General features: G+C 39.9%; 18 protein-coding genes. 4 read left to right on the forward strand and 14 right to left on the reverse strand.

Annotation, left to right across the window (positions count from 1 at the left end; genetic code table 11):
* Nucleotides 1–189: 189 nt before the first annotated feature.
* The 4 genes from ASF92_RS11150 to ASF92_RS11165 all read right to left on the reverse strand — a co-directional run bounded on the left by ASF92_RS11150 (nt 190) and on the right by ASF92_RS11165 (nt 3,486).
* Entirely contained in the window at nt 190–1,611 is a 1,422-nt protein-coding gene (locus tag ASF92_RS11150; RefSeq protein ID WP_056092446.1) for a Glu/Leu/Phe/Val dehydrogenase, read from the reverse strand.
* Nucleotides 1,612–1,744: 133 nt separating this feature from the next.
* Complete coding sequence (locus ASF92_RS11155) at nt 1,745–1,963, reverse strand: CcmD family protein (RefSeq protein WP_056092449.1); 219 nt, start codon at nt 1,961–1,963, stop codon at nt 1,745–1,747.
* Nucleotides 1,964–2,033: 70 nt separating this feature from the next.
* Nucleotides 2,034–2,696: a cytochrome c biogenesis protein CcsA gene (gene ccsA / locus ASF92_RS11160; RefSeq protein ID WP_056092454.1), complete on the reverse strand. Its 663-nt coding sequence runs from the start codon at nt 2,694–2,696 to the stop codon at nt 2,034–2,036.
* Between the two features lie 118 nt (nt 2,697–2,814).
* A complete protein-coding gene (locus tag ASF92_RS11165; protein ID WP_056092457.1) occupies nt 2,815–3,486 on the reverse strand; it encodes a heme exporter protein CcmB in 672 nt (223 codons plus the stop codon).
* 187 nt (nt 3,487–3,673) lie between these two features.
* Between ASF92_RS11165 and ASF92_RS21235 the strand changes: the two genes are divergently transcribed.
* Genes ASF92_RS21235 through ASF92_RS11175 form a run of 3 tightly spaced genes read left to right on the forward strand, consistent with a single transcriptional unit; the run spans nt 3,674 to nt 4,543 of the window.
* Nucleotides 3,674–3,970 (forward strand): methylated-DNA--[protein]-cysteine S-methyltransferase, encoded by a 297-nt coding sequence (locus ASF92_RS21235; RefSeq protein WP_197413280.1) that lies wholly within the window; start codon nt 3,674–3,676, stop codon nt 3,968–3,970.
* Nucleotides 3,898–4,152: an MGMT family protein gene (locus tag ASF92_RS21595; RefSeq protein ID WP_197413281.1), complete on the forward strand. Its 255-nt coding sequence runs from the start codon at nt 3,898–3,900 to the stop codon at nt 4,150–4,152. The genes ASF92_RS21235 and ASF92_RS21595 overlap by 73 nt, the downstream gene beginning before the upstream one ends.
* Nucleotide 4,153: 1 nt before the next feature.
* Complete coding sequence (locus ASF92_RS11175) at nt 4,154–4,543, forward strand: hypothetical protein (protein ID WP_056092464.1); 390 nt, start codon at nt 4,154–4,156, stop codon at nt 4,541–4,543.
* A gap of 34 nt (nt 4,544–4,577) precedes the next feature.
* Here ASF92_RS11175 and ASF92_RS11180 read toward each other — a convergent pair whose 3' ends face one another.
* The 4 genes from ASF92_RS11180 to ASF92_RS11195 all read right to left on the reverse strand — a co-directional run bounded on the left by ASF92_RS11180 (nt 4,578) and on the right by ASF92_RS11195 (nt 7,309).
* A complete protein-coding gene (locus tag ASF92_RS11180) occupies nt 4,578–4,991 on the reverse strand; it encodes a hypothetical protein (protein WP_056092466.1) in 414 nt (137 codons plus the stop codon).
* Nucleotides 4,992–5,143: 152 nt separating this feature from the next.
* Nucleotides 5,144–5,479 carry a gliding motility protein GldC gene (gene gldC / locus ASF92_RS11185; RefSeq protein WP_056092469.1) on the reverse strand — a complete coding sequence of 112 codons (336 nt, stop codon included), beginning with the start codon at nt 5,477–5,479 and terminating at the stop codon, nt 5,144–5,146.
* A 112-nt stretch (nt 5,480–5,591) separates the two neighbouring features.
* Nucleotides 5,592–5,864, reverse strand: coding sequence for a hypothetical protein (locus tag ASF92_RS11190; RefSeq protein ID WP_056092473.1), 273 nt, complete (start codon nt 5,862–5,864; stop codon nt 5,592–5,594).
* A 98-nt stretch (nt 5,865–5,962) separates the two neighbouring features.
* Nucleotides 5,963–7,309, reverse strand: coding sequence for a DEAD/DEAH box helicase (locus ASF92_RS11195; protein WP_056092477.1), 1,347 nt, complete (start codon nt 7,307–7,309; stop codon nt 5,963–5,965).
* A gap of 196 nt (nt 7,310–7,505) precedes the next feature.
* On the opposite strand from ASF92_RS11195, the gene ASF92_RS11200 reads away from it, so the two are divergent.
* Entirely contained in the window at nt 7,506–8,840 is a 1,335-nt protein-coding gene (locus ASF92_RS11200) for a dihydroorotase (protein WP_056092480.1), read from the forward strand.
* Between the two features lie 31 nt (nt 8,841–8,871).
* Here ASF92_RS11200 and ASF92_RS11205 read toward each other — a convergent pair whose 3' ends face one another.
* From ASF92_RS11205 to ASF92_RS11230, 6 genes are all read right to left on the reverse strand, one after another.
* Nucleotides 8,872–12,897 (reverse strand): hybrid sensor histidine kinase/response regulator transcription factor, encoded by a 4,026-nt coding sequence (locus ASF92_RS11205; RefSeq protein ID WP_056092484.1) that lies wholly within the window; start codon nt 12,895–12,897, stop codon nt 8,872–8,874.
* A gap of 48 nt (nt 12,898–12,945) precedes the next feature.
* Nucleotides 12,946–14,022 (reverse strand): cellulase family glycosylhydrolase, encoded by a 1,077-nt coding sequence (locus ASF92_RS11210; protein ID WP_056093285.1) that lies wholly within the window; start codon nt 14,020–14,022, stop codon nt 12,946–12,948.
* Nucleotides 14,023–14,187: 165 nt separating this feature from the next.
* Nucleotides 14,188–15,234, reverse strand: coding sequence for a family 43 glycosylhydrolase (locus ASF92_RS11215; RefSeq protein ID WP_082489541.1), 1,047 nt, complete (start codon nt 15,232–15,234; stop codon nt 14,188–14,190).
* 2 nt (nt 15,235–15,236) lie between these two features.
* Nucleotides 15,237–16,319: a family 43 glycosylhydrolase gene (locus tag ASF92_RS11220; protein ID WP_056092488.1), complete on the reverse strand. Its 1,083-nt coding sequence runs from the start codon at nt 16,317–16,319 to the stop codon at nt 15,237–15,239.
* Between the two features lie 48 nt (nt 16,320–16,367).
* A complete protein-coding gene (locus ASF92_RS11225) occupies nt 16,368–17,903 on the reverse strand; it encodes a RagB/SusD family nutrient uptake outer membrane protein (RefSeq protein WP_056092491.1) in 1,536 nt (511 codons plus the stop codon).
* A gap of 15 nt (nt 17,904–17,918) precedes the next feature.
* Complete coding sequence (locus ASF92_RS11230) at nt 17,919–21,086, reverse strand: TonB-dependent receptor (RefSeq protein ID WP_056092494.1); 3,168 nt, start codon at nt 21,084–21,086, stop codon at nt 17,919–17,921.
* Nucleotides 21,087–21,246 lie beyond the last annotated feature (160 nt).

Consider the following 21,246-nt stretch of genomic DNA (forward strand, 5'->3'; position numbering starts at 1 on the left):
GTTACTTTGGTCTGGAACCGTATTTACGCAATAGCGTAGGATAACACGCAGAAAAAGACTGAAACGGTAGCAGGGCAAACCCTTACCCAAAATTTATCAAACTATACATTTCTAAAATAAAAAATCCTTGCAAAATTATACATCTGCAAGGATTTTCGCTTTAAGCTTTAGTCATTTGCCTTTCAGCCATTATGGCCAAACACCTAAATTCATATAAGAAACCGCGATTTTATCAATTGAATTAACAAAAGCAGCAGTTCTTAATGTCTGTGTACCTGGCTTATTTTTTAATGTTTCACGGATTTCGTGGTAAGAATGAATCATGGTATCTTCTAATCCGGAGTTTACCAATTCCATTTCAGATGCACCTTTAACTATCATTAAACGATGTTCAGGAAGAATGGTTTTACCGGTTAAGTTTTCCAGTGTAGCTATTAAATTAGCATTAGAATTAGCCGCATAACGGTTTTCCATACGACCAAATGCTACGTGAGAAAGGTTTTTCAACCACTCGAAATAGGAAACTGTAACACCACCAGCATTGCAATACATATCGGGGATAATGATACCACCCATTTCTGTAAAGATCGCTTCGGCTTCTGGCGTAGTTGGTCCATTCGCGCCCTCAGCAATAATTTTTGCTTTTATGTTACGGATATTTAGTTCAGTAAACTGGTTTTCTAAAGCTGCCGGAACGATAATATCGCAATCTTGCTCTAATCCTTCCATTGAGTTTTTAAAGTCAGTTGCACCTGGGAAACCTAAAATTGAACCGGTGTTTTTGCGATGTGCAAAAACCTCGTCAACGTTTAAGCCATTAGGGTTGTAAATTGCACCCTCGTATTCACACAAACCAACAATCGTCGCGCCGAATTCGGCAAGGAATTTAGCAGAGTGATAGCCTACGTTACCTAAACCTTGCACAATCACTCTTTTATCACCTAAACCTGCTTTTAAACCTATTTTAGCCATATCTTCAGCAACATCTACACATTCGCGTACCGCATAAGCAACACCACGACCGGTTGCTTCTTTTCGTCCGCGGATACCATGTAATGCAATTGGTTTCCCTGTTACGCAACCCAAAGCATCGAGTTGACCAGGGTTCATCGTCATATAAGTATCTGCAATCCAGCTCATTTCGCGTTCGCCCGACCCATAATCAGGTGCGGGGACGTCGATACCAGGACCAATAAAGTTTTTCTTAATTAATTCTGTCGTATAGCGGCGGGTGATGGTTTCTAACTCGGCAACGCTGTATTGTTTGGTATTGATTTTAATACCGCCTTTTGCACCACCAAAAGGAACGTTTACAATGGCACATTTATATGTCATTAAGGCGGCAAGCGCCATAACCTCATCTTCGTTAACCATTTCGCTATAACGAATACCACCTTTAGTTGGGCTCATATGATGCGAGTGTTCTACACGCCAGGCATCGATTACTTCGAAACCATTTCCGCGACGAATTGGGAATTGGAAACGATAAACACTATTACACGCTTTAATCTGGTTCAATAACCCCTCAGGATGATTGGTGAATTGAGCCGCACTGTCAAAGTTTTTGCATACATCAGCAAAAAACTTGTTCTCGTCTGCTAGATTAGCCATTTTTTATTTTTTATGAATTTAGTATGCCGCAAAATTGCCTAAAAAAACCGCATAGTTCCAAATGAAAAAATACTTAGTGTATAGCCAACACCAATTAAAATTGAAGAGAAAAATAGGTTTAAACTGTTTAAACTTAGATTTTATGTGAGTTTTCTTTTTCGATTTTTTTTAATCTTTTATCGATTGAGAAAAGGTAAGCCAATAAACCCACAAGAATAATGACAATACAGGCAACAACAACGTAAATTTTACCGTCGCTGCGCAGCTTATCGGCCATTTCGACACCATTATCCTGAGCAAATAACTGAGCAGTAAAAAGCATTAATATTAGGGAGAACACTATCTTTTTCATTTTGTATTTTAGTTTTTCTGGTATTGAGTTTTGGACGACTGGTGTTTAATCTTTTACCCTTGCTCCTTGATCAGTTCGTTTGTTGTTTGTTTTCTAGTAAGCGTAATCTGAAACGGATGGTATAAACCCAGTAGCCGATTAATATCCAGCCCAAGCATGCCGGGTAAAATACCATACGCATGCGACTATCCAAATCATAACTGTTAAAACCCGGGTTACCGCCATTACCAGGATGTAATGAATCTTTTAAACGCGGTAAAACGAAAAGTAAAACCACCATCATCGGGAAAGCGAAAATGTTATAAATAGCTGAAATTTTAGCTCTTTTTTGCTCCTCATCTATCGCATTGCGAAGGATTAGATAGGCAAAATAAAGCAAAACTGAAATGGCTGCGAAGTTCTGTTTTGGATCGAAACTCCAGAATTGGCCCCAGGTGTATTTTGCCCAGATGGCTCCGGTGACTAAACCCAAAAGGCCGAAAATGATACCCGCATTTACACTTTCTACGGCTTTCATATCATCAATTTCACTTTTAGAACTTAGAGATTTGATACTATAGAAAACAGAAATTGAGAACAACACAATCATAGCGAACCACATCGGTACGTGGAAATATAAATTCCGGATTGATTCATTCAAAATCGGCAAACGGGGCACCCCCAGCAATAAACCTGCAATTGCCGTATAAATGACCAGTACTGAACCTAAAATTTTCCACCAAGTTTTATTCATTATTTTTTGTTTTTTCGTTGTTGGTTATTTAGTTTTTTTGTTTGCTATAGCAGAATAACTAGTTAACAATCATTCTCTGCACTTTATCTTTATTCCTTACTCTTTAGTCCTTGCTCTTTTAATCCCTCCAAAGGTAAGGAAATAACAACAAAGAGGTCGCCACGGTAAGTACATTGACCAATAGCAGCATTCCAATTTCATCGTAACTATTCTCCCAAGGCAGGCCATCTACAGCATTTTTAGCCAATTTTATTAAAAGTATCAGAACAGGAATTATGATTGGAAAACTTAAAATCGCCATTAACATTCCGCCATTTCCCGCCTTACTCGCAATGGCCGAAACCATCGTAAAAACGGTTGAGAAACTAATACTTCCCATGATAACCGCTACATAATATAATAGCAAGTCAGGTGGTGTGTAGTCATTAAAAACCATTGTATAAAAACCGAGTGCGACGGTGGTGAGTACCAACATCAGTAAGGTATTATAAACTGTTTTCGAAATAAGCACTGCAGCCGGACTTGCTAACATATAGCTGTATAGCTGCTGGCCTTTAGTTTCTTGAAGAAAGCTTTTAGAAACGCCATTGATGGATGCAAAAAGCATAATAATCCAAAAAAGCGCATTCCAAGTCAATCTTTCTTCCTCATTCAGACTTACAAAGGAAAGATAGCAGGTAAAAATAGTTGAAACCACATATAATAAGATACCATTGATGGTATATTTGGAACGCCACTCTAACAGTACTTCCTTGTGGATTAAATATTTAACCTCTTTGGCCAGTTGCATAACCGCAAAGATACTTTTATTGATAAATATTGCGAGGGGAATTTGTTGGATTGTTGTAATATTGTTTAAAGTTTAGACCATGAATATTAGCCACGGGAATATTAAATACAAATTGCCAATTAGCTTTAGAAAAAATTAATTCATATTATTCCGTGAGCTCCGTGTTTCAGTGGCAAAAAATAAATTTATGAATTACGCATCAGTTATAGAATCGCCGATTGGCAAAATAACCATCTTAGCCGATGATGATTTTGTCTACACTGTAACTTTTGCTGAAAAAGATACACATGGATTTTATGAAAACGACTTGACCAGAAATGCAGCCAACCAGCTAGAAGATTATTTTAAAGGCGATTTAAGGGAATTCAGTTTTCCTGTGAAGCAAAAGGGAACTGAATTTCAACAAGAGGTTTGGCAGAATTTATTAAACATTTCTTACGGCGAAATAACCTCCTATGCAAAATTTTCGGCGCATATCCCTTAGCCATCCGGGCAATCGCTTCTGCAAATGGCAAAAACAACATCGCAATAGTTGTTCCATGTCATAGAGTAATCGGCAGTAATGGAAAACTAGTTGGCTACGCCGGTGGTTTGTGGCGGAAGCACTGGTTATTGCAACATGAAAGAGAAATTTCCCAAAGGGGACAGACAGAATTAAAATTTTAGCATGAATACAATATCAGATAAAGCCGATACGCCAAATTACTTAAAAGCCATTCGCTTAATTAATGTCGGCGATGGCAAATGTGACTTCGAAACCGGAAGCATACCCATCAGACAGCATATCAATACCAATCATTTTTTCGCACAAACAGATACTTCTCTGCAAAACAGCCCGCATCCTGCACCCAGACGACAGTTTGTTATCACGCTTAAAGGAAAATTAAAATTCACCGTGACGAGCGGTAATACCTTTATCCTTGAACCAGGAGTTGTTTTAATCGCTGATGATACTCAGGGCGACGGCCATACCTGGGAGATTTTAGACGGTAATGAGTGGGAAAGAATTTATCTCCCATTGGAAAAAGATGCTGATGACCATTTTATAGCTGACTAATCGCAACTAAAAGCAATATCGTTTTCCATTCGGATTACTTCGAAGGGGCCGGGCTAACTAATTTTTCCATTTTTCTTGTACTAAAAAGCATAAAAATTACGCCAATTAAAAAAACAATCCAACCCCACTGAAAATGAACAACTTTACCGATTAGCTTATTGGCGAAACCGTATTTTGTGTAATTATTTGCTGTAAAGTAAACTGCGCCTACGGCCAAAACATACCAGATAGCCATCACCAAACTCATAAATCGGAATGCGCCAGCCTTTCTGATGAAAAGTATCAGCACGGAAAGTCCAATAATGGCATAAGTGATTAAAAACAAACGCGCATCAGATTGATACAAGTTCCAATTGCCTTTAATCGGCACCTTCAACATCGGGCAGAAACTCGCCACCACGCATAATAAAATGCCTAACCAGGCTCTGAATTTATTTAGAATCAACATAATTGAAATGATTTTTAGATTTCCTTCGGTTAATAACTAACTTGTTTGCCAATTTCAAACTAACCAACTAACCAACTAACCAACTAACCAACTAACCAACTAACCAACTAACCAACTAACCAACTAACCAACTAACCAACTAACCAACCAATTTACTTACCTTCAACAATACCCATCTTCTCAGCGAAGTGCGCACAATAATCACGCAAATCTTCTACAATTAAAGTTTCGTTTGTAGCCTTTAAAAAGCTATCGCCCATGGTTTGCAAAGTTTCGTAGAAGAAACGTTTCATTTCATCAACAGGCATATCTTTTGTCCAAAGGTCTATTTTTAATGTATTTTTATAGTTATGATCCCAAACCGATAAAAACATGGCCTTAGCCGGCACTTTATCAGCGCTTCCCGAATCTGTACTTTCCCAAAGGATGTTATCCGGATTATTGGCCTCGTCTAATTCAACTGTTAATTTTATTTCTGCTGTCTTCATACTATGATTTCACTGATTGTATAGATACCACTGATTAATTTTGCGCAAAGATGCTTATTTTTTGATTTGATTATACTGATGAACGGATTACACGAATTTTTTTACGCTTTTATTACGCGGTCTTTCGAATGATGACGGTCAGAATTATTGTTATCACGATGAAAATCGATTCAACAATCCAGATTCTTTTCAAATCCTTCAGGGTAAAGCGGAAAATTAAATCGGTTATGAAAGTAACCAGGATCAGACAGCCCAGAATAAGAAGATAAAACCCGCTCATATCAATATGTCGTGGGGCATTATCCTTCGGACTTAAAATATTAAAAGCCGCTAAACCCAGGCCAACGGCTCCAATGATATTTAAAGGCGTAATCCTAAGTTTCATCTGTGTTTATTTATTTGTTTTCAATTGTCAGATGGAGCCTTTGACAATTAAAATAATTATTTAGAAAATTAATAATTATTTTAATTGTGCCGGGTTCATTACTTTTTCTTATCGAATTTTTTACCTTTTTTGAAACTTTTTATCACCTTGCCTGCTTTGGCTTTTGCTTTTTCCCTAACCTTTTTCTCAATTGCAGCAGCGTGTTTTTTCTCGTGGAAAGCGCCTTGAAAATCAGGGTCTTCCTTACGTTTCTGCATGTCAATCTCTTTCGCTATGTGCTGACGTTCTTCATAAGGTGTCTCATCAATGTAAACACCCTCAGGAATTTCAGCAACAGGAATGTACTGGCGAATTAATTTTTCGATTTTACGAATGTAATATTTCTCTGCATCGGTAGCGAAAGTAATTGCATCACCCTTAGCAAAAGCCCTACCCGTACGACCAATTCTATGCACATAATCCTCTATGATAATGGGTACGTCGAAGTTTATTACATGGCTCACATCACTCACATCAATTCCCCTGCTCGCTACATCAGTAGCCACAAGCACACGTATATTTCCTTCTTTAAAGCTGTTAATAGAATTGATTCTCGTATTCTGACCTTTGTTTGCATGGATTACACGAACATTTTCAGCACCATACCTTCGCTCAATAAAACTGAAAATGTTATCGGCAACCGCTTTGGTTTTACAAAAAATAATCAGGCGGTTAAAAGCTTCATCATTTTTCAGCAAATGGTGCAATAAGTTAATTTTCGTTTTGAAATTCGGAACGTAATATAAAGTCTGCGTTACGTTTGCAGCTGGTGTAGCTTGCGCCGAGGCCTCAATTACAAGTGGATTATTCAAGAAATCGCCGGCAATTTTCTGCACCAAATCGCTCATTGTTGCTGAAAACAATAAATTCTGGCGTTTACGCGGAACGATTTCTAAAATCCTGTGGATTGAGCCAATAAAACCCATATCCATCATTTTATCAGCCTCGTCCAGCACTAAAAATTTCAAACTTTGTGTGTTAATATCGCCGGTTAAATATAAATCGAGGAATCTTCCAGGCGTTGCAATCAAAATATCAACGCCTTTTAAAAGCTGTTCTTTCTGCATTTTTGGGCCGATTCCTCCAAAAATTACCAGTGAACGTAAATCAGTATAAACCGAAAATAATTTCACTTGCTCGGCAATTTGCATCGCGAGTTCGCGGGTTGGTGATAAAATCAAAGCCCTGGGATTTTCGCCCTGGGCATATTTCAATTGCATTAAAATGGGCAAAACAAAAGCTGCAGTTTTACCTGTTCCTGTTTCAGCAATACCGAAAATATCCTGTCCGGATAGTACTGGCGCAATTGCTTTTTCCTGTATTGGCGTGGCAACGGTGTAACCTGCATCGGCAACTGCATTTAAAATTTGCCTGTTTAACTTAAATTCTTCGAACGATTTTGCCATAGCGTACAAAGATAGTGATTAAGGTTGAGGGTTTGAAGGCGTAAGGCAGAAGGGTTTACATCTGGCCGAATTTATTCTAAGCGTTGACAACTCAGTTCCGCTCTTTATCCGCCCAAAACTTGATACTTGATACTCACTACTTGATACTCGATACTCGATACTTTCTACTTAATACTAAATTACTACCTTTGAAACCATGAATTCTTACCTGATAAAAGCCGCTACAATTGTAAATGAAGGACAAAAAATTGTTGCCGATGTATTAATTAAAGATGGATTTATTTCCAAAATCGGTCAAAATCTTTCTGCACCCCATGCGCAGGAAATTAATGCCGAGGGCCAATACCTTTTACCAGGAATGATTGATGACCAGGTTCATTTTCGCGAGCCCGGTTTAACACATAAGGCTGATATTTTTACGGAAAGTATGGCCGCCGTTGCCGGTGGAATTACCTCTTTCATGGAAATGCCGAATACCGTTCCAAATACGTTAACGCAAGACTTACTTGCCGATAAATATGCGATTGCTGCAGAAACTTCGTTAGCCAACTATTCCTTTTATATGGGAGCCAGCAACGATAATATTGAAGAAATTTTAAAAACTAATCCAAAAAATGTCTGCGGCATTAAGGTTTTCATGGGCTCATCAACTGGAAATATGTTGGTTGACAATGAGAAAACTTTAGAAAATATTTTTAGTAAGGCCCCAATCTTAGTGGCAACGCATTGCGAAGATGAGGCGACCATCCGCAATAACCTTGCAGAGTTTAAAGCAAAATATGGCGACGATTTAACCATCGAAATGCATCCATTAATTCGTAGCGCTGAAGCTTGTTACAAGTCGTCGTCCCTGGCAGTTGAACTGGCAAAAGCATACCAAACACGTTTGCATATTTTACATATTTCAACAGCAAAAGAAATTGAACTATTCGATAACACAATTCCGTTAAAGGATAAAAAAATTACCGCTGAGGCCTGTGTTCACCACCTTTGGTTTAATGATAAGGATTACGCAACGAAAGGCAATTTTATCAAATGGAACCCGGCTGTTAAAAGTAAAGAAGACCAAAATGGGATTCTTAAGGGCGTTTTAAACGATAATATTGATGTTATTGCAACCGACCATGCGCCACATACTTTAGAAGAAAAAAATCAACCTTATGCACTGGCACCATCCGGCGGACCATTGGTTCAACACGCGTTGCCTGCTTTGTTGGAAATGCATTTGCAAGGTAAAATTTCACTAGAGAAAATCGTGGAAAAAACAGCACATAACCTGGCCATTTGTTTTGATATTGAAAAACGTGGATTCATCCGTGAGGGTTACTGGGCCGATTTAGTGCTGGTCGATTTAAAAGATTCATGGAAAGCAACCAAGCTAAATAACTTTTACAAATGTGGCTGGAGTCCTTTCGATGGGGATACTTTCCAGGCCAGCGTAACACACACCTTTGTATCGGGAAACCTGGCTTATCAAAAAGGGCGGTTCACTACCGATCAAATTGGCAAGCGGCTAACTTTTGCAAGATAAAAAACAATTGGTTTCCCAAAGTTCGCTTTAATTAAACTGTATCCTGCCTGTATTTCTCGACAAACTCCGTCGGCGTTAATTCGAACTGTGCGAAAAAACATTTACTGAAGTATGAATGCGAATTAAAACCCACCATATAGCCGATTTCGGCAATGGTGTATTCTTGCTGCATTAATAGTTTAGCGGCGGTTTTCAGCCTGATTAACCTCACGTACTCGTTAGGAACGTGACCCGTTTTTGCCTTGATTTTTTTGTATAAACTCGAGCGACTCAGTCCAACTTCCCTACCTAGATCCTCCACAGAAAATTGCGTATCCGAAATTCTTTCTTCAATTATCTTGGTAATTTTTTCCAGAAACTCTTTGTCACGCTTTCCACTGACAAATATCTCCGGTCCTTCCATCGGACTTTGTGCGAAGCGCTGCTTCAAATTTGACTGTAGTTCGAGCAGATTTTTAACAATTAAAGAAAGCTGCTTCCATTTAAACGGCTTAGAAATATATGCATCTGCCCCACTTTCCAAGCCTTCTATTTCAGCATCGCTGTTGGTTTTCGCGGTAAGTAAAACGACCGGCAAATGGCTGTAATCAATGTCATTTTTAATGATTTTGCAAAGCTCCATACCATCCATAACGGGCATCATCACATCAGAAATCACTAAGTCAACGTGATGGTTATCCAGTTGTTTCAATGCTTCTTTACCATTTTTTGATTTTAGCGTACGGTAACCTTCTGCCGTAAAACTTTTTGAAAGAAAATCCAGTAACGATTGGTCATCCTCAACTACTAAAACGGTTTGTTTTTTATCGTCTTCATCATTAACCGCTTCGACAGGTGGATTATCGACTAGTTCTTTTTGCTCAAACGGAATCAAAACAGTAAAAGATGTTTTGATTCCTTCTTCACTCGAGACCTCCAGTTTCCCACCATGTTTTTCAGTAAGTGATTTGGCAAGCGCTAAGCCAATACCCGTGCCGCCAAGATTAGTATAATGATGACCTTCTGTGGAAACTTTGAAAAATTTCGTAAAAATAGAGTCTATTTGTGCCTTGGGAATACCAATACCATCATCTTCTACGCTAATCGAAATCATTTTCTCGCCGCCTATAGTAGTGTGCAGCTCGTTAATTTTGATTTCGAGCCGGTACCGTGCAAACTTAAATGCATTTATAAGCAAGTTGCTCAAAATTTTCATCAATGCTTCAGGGTCAGCGTATACATTAAGCTGTTTAAAATGGCTGGCAACAATAAATTCCATTCCTTGCTTTGTGGCAATCGGCGAGAAGCGGTCGCGAATGGTGTTTATCAGGTAAATTAGCTCAATAGGTTCAGGGTGTATTTCGAAAATATCACTTTCAATTCGTCTGAAATCAAGCAGCTGATTAACCAGTGTAAGCAGCCGATCGGAATTTTCCTCCATCACCTGAAGCTGTTCTGAGGTTTCAGGGTCTTTTTTCTTGTTTAATAGAAGTCGTTCCAAAGGCGCAATAATCAGCGAAAGTGGTGTTCTGATTTCGTGTGCCATCGCCGTAAAGAAATCTATTTTCTGTTTATAAAAATCCTGCTCATTTTTATTTTTTAACCGCTCCAATTTGATTTCGTTTCGCTTGCGCTCTTTTTCATACACATATTTGCGCAACCAAAATGCACCCAGGAGTAAAATAATAGCATAGCAAATGTAGGCTGTAATGGTTTCGTAAAAAGGCGGCAGAATTTTAATCTTTATACTCGAAACATGGCCCACATCTGCGCCCAAATCATCTATAACTTTAACCTGAAAATTATATTCGCCAGCCGGAAGATTGGTGTAAGTAGCTTTTCGCTGGCTGCCTACGTTATTCCAGTTTTTATCAAAACCTTCCATTTTAAAGGCATACTGCAATTTATTTGGCGCAATAAAACTTAAAGATGCATATTCGATACTCAACACAGACTGATTGTGGTTGAGTAAAATTTCACTAGTATAGTTTATCGATTTTTTCAATGGACTATTTTCCGCAGCAATAGCTAAATCCTTATTAAACAGCTGAAAATTTGTGAACGAAATTTTTGCAGGTATAGCCCTCCCCTGAACTTCGCTAGGATAAAAAGCATTAAAACCGTTTATACCGCCGAAATAAAGCTTGCCAGCAGCATCTTTGTAATAAGCCTTGTAATTATATTGCTGGCTCTGCAGATTATCCCACTTCCCAAAACTCCTCTTTATTTTAGATTTCGGGTTGAATTCGAAAAGGCCGCTGTTGGTAGAAAACCACATTTTGCCTGCATTGTCTTTTATTATACCATAAATAACCGCACTTTTTATCCAATTATCTCCCTCATAAATGCTAAATTTCTCTGTTTTCTTATCGAAAACATTCAGACCACCTCCGTCCGTGCCTAGTAGCAGTTTGCCTTCGCCATCGTCGAGCATGCAAATTACCTTATTCGAACTAATGGCACCCGCACTTTTGGTAGAAGCGTATTGTTTCAAAACACCGTTTTTATCCATCCTTATCAGCCCATTATCATATGTGGCTATCCAAATGATGCTGTCTTTATCCTGACAAACCTGATATATACAACTTTTATCTAAATTTTTGCCCTTTATTCTGATGAAACGATCGTGTTGCCAATCGTACAAATTGAGTCCGGAAATGGTAGACACCCAAACCCTTCCCTGCCTATCCTCATCAATAGAATAAACACTGTTATCGCTGAGCGACGTTTCGTCGGCAGGATTACTCTTATATCGTTTTATTTTCCCGGTTGCTGGGTTAAGTATATTTACACCGCCTGTGTACATTCCAACCCAGATGTTGCCATTTTTATCTTTATAAAGCGCGTGTATGTTGTGGTAAGAAAGACTATCCTGCCCCCTGGCAAAAGGAAATCTTTTGAACGTTTTATCTTTCGAATTGAAAAAGTTTAAGCCGCCATCTTCTGTCCCAATCCAGAGCTGGCCAGGCTTGGCTTCTAAAAATGCACTTACAGCATTACCAGAAAGCGCATTATTAACACCTAGTGGGTAATAAAATTCGAAGCCAGAACTTCCCTGATGGTAGTAATTTAATCCACCGAAATAAGTACCAACCCAAATACCACCTTCTTTATCTTTAAAAACCTTGTAAACAGCATCATCGTTAATGCTGAAAGGGTCGTTATTCTTATTTTGATAGATGGAGAAGTGATTGTTCTTACGATCGAAAATGTTCAGGCCTTTTTCTGTTCCCAGATAAATGTAACCTGGCTTCGGCTCGTAAATTGTTCTTACAATATTGTCGCTAATGGTATTTCCGCCCGATTTTTGATAAATTGTAAATTGATCAGTCTTTTTATTCCAAAGGTTTAATCCGCCAGCCATCGTACCGATCCAGATATCGCCACCGGCATCTTTATACATATCTAAAATAACATTACTGGAAAGTTTTGTCCGTAAAGATGCTGTATTGTACGTCCTGAAAGTATTGGTTTTGGGGTTGAACACATCGATCCCTTTACCATAAGTCCCTATCCAGATATCACCTGCGTCGTCTTGCAAAATCTTAGTTACTTCGTTCGACGATATACCTGGATTTGAAAATGTTGAGAACTGCTTCAAAACCTTCTTAGCCGGCGAATACAAAAAAACACCTCTTTCTTTTGTCGCTATCCAAACTTCTCCGTTTTTAGATCTGCTGATGTCATTTATAAAGAAATCCTGAAGTGGTTTAAAGCGCGTGAAGTGCTCTGTTTCAAGATTAAAGATGTAAATGCCTTCATCTGTACCAATCCAGAATGTTTTAGCATCGTATTTAAAAATTCTTCTTATAAAGTTATTGCCAATGCTACCGGTAGTCCCTTTCTGATGCTGGAAAGATTTAAAAGTATAGCCGTCAAATCTGCTGAGGCCATACTTTGTTCCAAACCACATGTAGCCCTGCTCATCCTGCTGAATGTCCCAGATGGTATTTGCGCACAAACCATCAGTAACTGTATAATGCCTGAAAAGTATCTTTTGCGCATAAACAGTTACCGGTTTTAAAAAACTAAAAAAAAGTAACAGGGCAATAGCCCCATTTAGTTTTTTGATTTTCATAATGGCAAATTGGGTACCCAATATAGCGAACTTTATTATTTACAGTTGCTATTTAATGCCATTTAGTTTCTTAATTAGTTCCACTTCTTCTTTTTTATAAGGCGTGCCATCTTTTCTGAAAACCTCATGAAACCACTCTTTTGGCTCCGGTCCATTCGGAAGCGGTGTATCCCAGGCATATTTAGTATTCGATTTTCCATCTACCAAACCCCAATTAATCGCACCTATGTTTTCCTTTTTGAGCATAGGCATCACATTCTCAAAACGACTTCCCCGTGTTCGGGCCATATATTCGGTGCATATCATTGGACGCCCATGCGATCTCAACATATCTAAAACCCGTTGGTGCCATTTCGGTTCCTCATAATCATGGTAAGTGATAACATCAGAGTTAAGTGCCTGAAATGCATTGAGTTCTTTATAATCCCAGGCCCACAAGCCTGCGCTGATTGGTTGAGACGGGTTAACCGCCCTCGCCCAGGTAAATATGCTTTTCAGTAAAGGATAAGATGTGGTCAGTTTTCCGGAGTTTCCAGGCTCATTATATAAATCCCATAACAGAATGCGTTTATCGTTCTTGAAGTGTGTCATCACACCCTTTACGTATTTTTCTAAAGCCGGAAAGTTCGCTTCCTGTCTTGAGTCCGGATCTCCCGGATCCTGTACCCATCCCGAATTGTGAATTCCAGGTTTTGGTTCGGGTTGTTTGCCGATTTTGGCCTGCTTATTCCAGCAATCATCAAAGAATACAAAAATGGTTTTGATTTTATGTTTATTGGCAATAGTCAAGTATTCATCCATTCGCTTTTTAAAACCATCCCTGTCTTGTTTCCAGGCAAGACTATGCAGATAAACCCGCATGGTATTAAAACCAATATTTTCAGCCCAGCCCAATTCCTTGTCGATTGTTGCAGCATCGAAAGTTTCTGCCTGCCACATCTCCAATTGGTTAATGGCGGTACTAGGCAAAAAATCGGCGCCGTTTATCCATTTATATTGTTTGTACCACTCGTTAGCCTTTTCAATCGACCAGACCTTACCAACTATTGGTGTGCTTTCCTGCGCATAGGCCAATGTGGAAATACTCAGTAAAAGAAGTAATAGAAATTTGAAATATTTTTTCATCTGTATGTAATTTGTTTTTAATGGTGATGAAGCTATCAGATTTTTCACACGTAGTTTATTTTCTTTAGTGTTCAAGAACTCGCAAGCTCGGTTTATTCATCCCACTATGTGGTTTGAAAAATCATGATGGCTTTAGTATGATCTTATTTGTGTTATTGTACCGTTTTATTTTAGCGCAGATGGGATATTTAGTTCCTGGCCTGCTTTAACCGGGATACCGAAATTAGGCGAACCATCTGCATTCCATGTAAATTTTTGTGCCCTTGGCGAACGTTGTCCGCCGCAACCCTGCCCGGGTGCCGAATTGGCATGGTATAAAATCCAGTCTTCTTTGCCATCAGGCGATTTAAAAAATGAATTGTGCCCCGGTGCATATACCCCATTCTCCGGCGATTGCTTGAAAACCGGCTGCTTGCTTTTTTCCCAAGATGCCGCGTTTAACAAATCTTTTCCTTTTAATGTCAACATACCTAATGCATAAAAATCAGTCCAGCAACCACTTGCAGAATAAATTAAAAATACTTTACCCTTATGAATTAAAATTTGGGGCCCTTCATTTACATCCACATGCGGAGGATTGTTCGGATCGTTGAGATCGCCATGCTTCTCCCAATCAAACTGAGGTGTCGATATTTTATAACGCCTGCCATCTATTGTCCATGGATTTTTCATTTTGGCAATGTAAATTTCTTGCTTCTGATTGACATCACCTTCCCAGCCCGCCCAAATCATATATAGCTGTTTTTTATGAATAAAAACAGAACCGTCAATCGCCCATTTGTTGGTCGCATCACCTACTTTACCTTTAAAAATCCATTGTCCCTTCATTGGATCAACTGACGAATTTTCCATAACATACATCCTGTGGTTATTATTATTGCCATCATCTGCTGCGAAATAAACATACCATTTACCGCCAATGAAATGAATTTCAGGTGCCCAGAGTTCTTTTGAATAGCTCGTATTTTTTGGTGGAACAAAAATAGTTTTACTATCGGCCGTACCCAGGTTCGCCAGATTTTTTGTCTTCCAGATAACCAGTTTGTTTTGCATGGATTGAGTGTAGTAATAATAACCATCTTTATAAATACTCCATGGATCGGCACCCGATGGCAATAACGGGTTTTTGAAAGTTTGGGCCCAACCGATTTGAGCAATAAACATTGCAAAAATCAGGAAAAACGCCTTAAGTTGATTGGAAGTTTTGTCCATAATTATTTTTCTCCAGATGGTTTATTAATTTGTAATCCGGTGGCTACCGGCATTCCAAAATCAGGACTGCCATCTGCCTTAAAAGTAAACTTTTGCATCCTAACATTTCTTTTGTCGGCACAGCCTTGATTAGTAGCAGAATTTGCATGGTAAATAATCCAGTTTTCTTTTCCGTCAGGCGATTTAAAAAATGAGTTATGGCCAGGACCGAAAGCACTGTTCTGAGGTTGTTTAACAAAAATGGGTTGGTCTGATTTTGTCCAGTCAGCTTTAACCAACGGATTTCCGCCTGCCTTCAGACCAAGCATTCCCAAAGCGTAATCGTCGGTTCCACAATAGCTTGCCGAATAAATTAAGAAAACTTTGCTGTCAGGCGAAATTAACGCTTCAGGACCTTCATTAACGCCAAAGCCGTTTTTTTCCCAGTTAAATTCAGGTTCAGTTAATTTGGTTGCTGGTCCTTCTAAAGTGTAAGGGTTACTCATTTTTGCAATGTAAATACTTTGCGTAAGGTTTACATTAGTTACATCAGCCCTGCCGCACCACATAAAATACCGGTTTCCATTAAGTTCAAGCACAGAGCCGTCGATGGCCCAAAAATCTGCGTTCGTTGCATATATACGGCCTTTATCAACCCACGTTCCTGTTGTGGGGTCGGCACTGCTGTTTTCCAATACCCAGGTGCGCTGACTAATATCGCTTCCGTCTCCGGCAGTATAATAGATGTACCATTTACCATCAAAAAAGAAAATTTCTGGTGCCCATACATTTCTGGAATTCGCAGCGCCATTTCCAGGCGTATAAACGGTTTTAGGCACTGTAGAACCCAGTTTCGACATTGCGGTTGTACTCCATAGGTTTATCGAAGTTCCGTTGGTTTGAAGATAGTAATATATGCCATCCTTTTGATAAACCGCGGGATCGGCACCGCTCATTACGGGATTGGAAAATGTGCTTGCCGCTGTTGGCGGATCGGGCGTAATTGGTGCCGGGCCATTGGATTTTCCGCAGGATAAACCAACGGAAATCAATAATGCCAGCATCAAAGAGCGAAATTTTAAATCACTTAGCTTTTTGTTTTTCATAATAGGAAACAGGTTAAAAGCTCAGCGACTGCTGCCGCTAAACTTTTATTAGTATTTAGGATTCTGCGTTAAATTAGCATTCAAATCAATATCACTTTGTGGGATTGGGTAAAGTTCATGTTTACCAACAATAAAGCCATTAAAATCCGCATCTCTATTTGCCAAAGCCGGGCTTAAATCTCCCCAACGTGCTAAATCGGCCCAACGCCAACCTTCACCGGCAAGTTCTGTTAAACGCTCATGTTTCAGTTGCGTTAAAAACTGGGCCTGGTTTAAACCTGGTTTTGCCGCTGTTAATGTTGATAGGCCAGCCCTTTGGCGAACCCGGTCCACGTACTGGTAAGCGTCGGTGGTCCTCCCCAAACCATTTAAACATTCGGCATACATCAGTAAAACATCAGCATAGCGTATTAAACGGTAGTTATTTGGTGAGCGGAAACCCTCCTGGTTTTTCCAGTTATCATTTAACAATTTGCGGAACCAAACACCATTTGCATCCGGTCCATTGCCATAACGGCTCTGGAAAGTTTGTCCATAAACCATTGTAGCAGTTGGACCCGCCGGATTGGCATTATTAAAAATAAATGAAGCAGCTAAGCGTGGATCTTGTGCACCGGAAACGGTTTTCTCCTGTAGAAACTCATCAACTACCCACCTGCGGGCGCCACCATCGGAATAACCAATCCCGGGAGGGGCAAAAAATTGAGCTATTGATGAACCCGTATTGTTTATCCGCGATTCGTCCACATCATCATCGGTATTTTCTGATTGATTTTCGCTAAATTGAATTTCGAAAACCGACTCGCTGTTATTTTCCTTAGCCAGAATAAAATTATCCCGGTAATCGGCTGTTAAGCTGTAGGTAGAATTACCTGCACCTGTAACCAGGTAAGAAAACGCGTTCAATGCCTGTTGATATAATTTTTGTTGGAGATAGGTTTTACCGAGCAAGGCGTAAGCTGCGCCTCTTGTGGCCCTGCCTAAATCAGTAGCCGGATAATTGACCGGTAAATCGGCTACGGCCTCGGTCAAATCTTTTGCAACCTGCGCATAAGCCTGCGCAGTTGTGGCATTTGCAGGCATATCTTTTGGCTGCGACGGTGTAAGCATTAGCGGCGGGCGCCCATAATAAAGCGTCAGGTTGAAGTAAAATAAGGCCCTCAAAAACTTGGCCTCGGCAATAATTTGTTTCTTTAGGGTTTCATCCATACTAATGTTTGGCACATTAGCAATCACTTGGTTTGCCCGGAATATGCCTACATAAAAGGTTGACCAGGTTAGCGCTGTCAAACCATCGTTATAATTGGTTTGGTTAAAGCGCATCAGGTTATTGAGGCCGCCATCGCCGCCCGAACCAAAACCTTCATCAGATTTTAAAATGCCATGGTAAAACATCCAACGGGAATACAAACCCGGCGTACGATAAAACGTACTGTAAACTGCATTAATTCCCTTTGTCGCATCATTGCCCGTTTTCCAGAAACTGGCAATCGTTGGTGCATTTGGATTAACTGCATCGAAATCTCTTTTACAACCGGAAAAGGCTATAAATGATGCTGCTAAAATGATTATATATTTTTTCATAATTGTTTTAATAAGTTAGAATCCCACACTTAAACCGAATGAAATAATTCTGGATGATGGATAATTGCCATTATCTACTCCTGGCTCGAGGTTAGGATTTGCACCTACCACGTCAGGGTCTAAGCCCGAATATTTTGTAATCGTGAACAGATTTTGAGCACTGGCATAAATTCTTGCATTGCTAATTTTTGCTTTGGAAATAACCTTTGCAGGTAAATTATAACCCAGTTCTATGTTGCGGAGGCGTAGATAAGAACCATCCTCAATCCAACGGTTGCTATTGCCCCTGGCATTTTCATTTATTCCCCTATCATTGGGTGCAAACTGGTTTCCCAAACGCGGGAAAGTGGTATCTGTGTTGGTCGGCGTCCATGGGTTGAGGGCTTTTCTGTAATTTGAGTAACCGTAGCTGTCTAAACTTCTCAAAACATCATTATATAATTCCTGACCGAAAGCGCCATACAACTGAAGCGAAAATGTAAAATCCTTATACCTCGAATTAAATTGCAAACCTGATGTAAATTTTGGGAAAGCGGAACCTGCAAATACACGGTCCTTGTCATTGATATCATCGTTAGTACCGCCATTTACTGCGTTAACATAGCGGATATCGCCAGGTTTTGCATAAGCACTTTGTGCTTTATGGGCATCAATTTCTGCCTGATTTTGAAAAATACCGTCTGTTTGCAAAACAAAATATTCACCGATTGAACGGCCTACCTGTGTTCTGGTATTACCCGATTGAATATAGTCTTTAGGCTGACCAGTTTCCGGATCGATACCAAGGTTACCAAGCGATAACACCTTGTTTCTTACAACACTCACATTTCCGGCAATATCCCATTTAAACTCACCTTCCAATTTGGGGCGATAAGCAAGGTTTAACTCAATACCTTTGTTTTGGATAGAGCCGATGTTTACTATCGGATCACCTTGTAAGTTACCGAGGTATCCCGGCAAAGGCTGGCCTAGCAAAACATCTTCAGAAACGGATTTAAAAACGTCAAAATTAACGGATAACTGATCGCCGAATAGCGATGCATCGAAACCAAGGTTGGTTGTTTTTTTCTTCTCCCACCTTAAATCACCCGAAGCCAGCTTTGCCTGTATTGCTCCAGGATTTGATAACTGTCCGGCACCAAATATGGCATCAGGAGCCTGGTTTAAGAAACCAATGTATTGATACGGGCTTAAGGTATTTACACCGAGTACCCCGTAAGAACCACGAAGTTTTAAATCAGATATCCAGCTAACCTTAAAAAATTCTTCTTTAGAAATCCGCCAGCCCAAGGCACCCGAAGGAAAATAACCCGTTCTGAATTGAGGCGAGAACCGGGAGTCTTTATCGGCTCTGAAAGTGAAAGTTGCTAAATATTTATCGTCGTAAGTATAGTTCAAACGACCCAAATACGAATTTAAAAGGCTCTTGTATAGTTCGCCTGATGAATTACGGCCATCACCAGCTGTAGATGTTAGAGTTGTAAAATAATTACCATCTGATTGAGCCAGTTTAATACCACTGCCCAGCGTATTATCGGTTTGGGTGGTTTGCTCTGTATAGCCTACTACCCCATTAATGCGGTGCTTACCAATGTCGTAATTATAATTTAAGGTATGTTCTAAAAGATAACTTAAAAACTGAGAACGGTTATCCGTTAGCTGACTGAAATCGGGCGATTGGTTTTGGTACCAGGAACCATCTTTTCTCAGCGATTTACTTTTATCGAAACTCGTTTCGACACCCGCGTTGAATTTATAATTTAATCCCTCGATAATTTTGAAATCTACATAGGCATTGCCAAGGATTTTGGTGAAATTAGATTTTACCGACGTAATATTCGCAATCGCTATCTGGTTGCGGGCAAAAGTATTGATGCTTCCGTTGGATCCGTAACCCCAGCCGCCAGGATTGTTGGCACTAACTAATGCATTGTCCTGTACCGGAATCAGCGGCACACTCTCGAACATATCGTACCATGGATTCCCGGCAAAGGCACCGCCTTGAAATGGCGATTTCGCTGTTGATGAAGTAATAGCGAGGTTTTCGCCAAATTTAAACCTTCCCTTTGTGGTTTCAGTATTAACCCTGAACGATGCACGCTCAAATTCACGGGCAATTAAAACACCCTTATCTTTAAAGTAACCGCCTGAAATTAAATATTTTGAGCCATTACCTCCTCCAGAAACACTGGCATTATAATCCTGAACAGACCCGGTTCTAAGCGTTTCATCGATCCAATCTGTATTAGTTACACCATTCCAGTTTGCTACACCGGGCTGTACGGCCATGCCCGAATTTTGATATGCCCTGGTATTGGTAGCTACATATTCGGCTGCATCCATCATATCGTATGTTTTCGGAACATCAGAGATACTGTATCTCGCGCTGACCGAAATTTTTGCCGGACCTTCTTTACCTTTTTTAGTCGTAATTAAAATTACACCATTCCCCGCCCTTGATCCGTAAATCGCAGCAGCTGATGCGTCTTTCAAAATCTGGATATCCTCCACATCGTTCGGACTTACAGTCGTATTGGGATCGGCGATCATACCGTCGATGACATATAATGGATTTGCATTGCCAAATGTTGCTAATCCACGAATGTTTACTACAGCTTCCTGTCCGGGCGCGCCACCGTTTCTAACTGAGACACCAGGCGTTTGGCCTTGCAATGCCTCAGGCAATGAGCGTGAGACTAATTTCTCGGTGTTTCCGGTGTTTACTGAACCCGTAGCGCCCGTTAAATCCCTTCTCCTCACCGCCTGATAACCAATGACCACAACATCGTCGAGCGCAGTATTTGATGAGACCAGGGTTACATTAACGACAGCATTGCCACCGACTTGAATTTCTTTAGTGGCATAACCGACTGAATTGAATACCAAAACAGCATTTTCAGGAACGGATATGCTATAGCGACCATTTGCATCCGTCGAAACAGCCCTTCCGCCCCCTTTTAGACTTACAGAAACACCAGGTAAGGTTTCGCCGGATGCGTCGCTGACTGTTCCGGTAACCTGTATATCTACCTTTAGTGCATGAATTTCTGGTATTACCTTCCGTGTTTCAAGGGCGTAACCAGGCGTTACTAAGCCTACGATTACGATTGGTATGGAAAGCAATTTTTTTAGGTTACCAACCCCATGAACATGAATTAAATGGAGTAAATTTCTTTTTTTCATAATGTTTACATTTGGTTTTTAAGTAGTTGTTTTTTGGCGTTGCTTGCTTTGGCAGCAAACACGGGTAACTGGCGTTTTCTCATAAAAAATTAGAAAGTTTATAATGGTTAGTTTGTTAAATCGTTTAACGATACAACGAAACAATTTTAATGCTTTAAGC

This window comes from Pedobacter sp. Leaf176 (assembly GCF_001424305.1).
Taxonomy (GTDB): domain Bacteria; phylum Bacteroidota; class Bacteroidia; order Sphingobacteriales; family Sphingobacteriaceae; genus Pedobacter.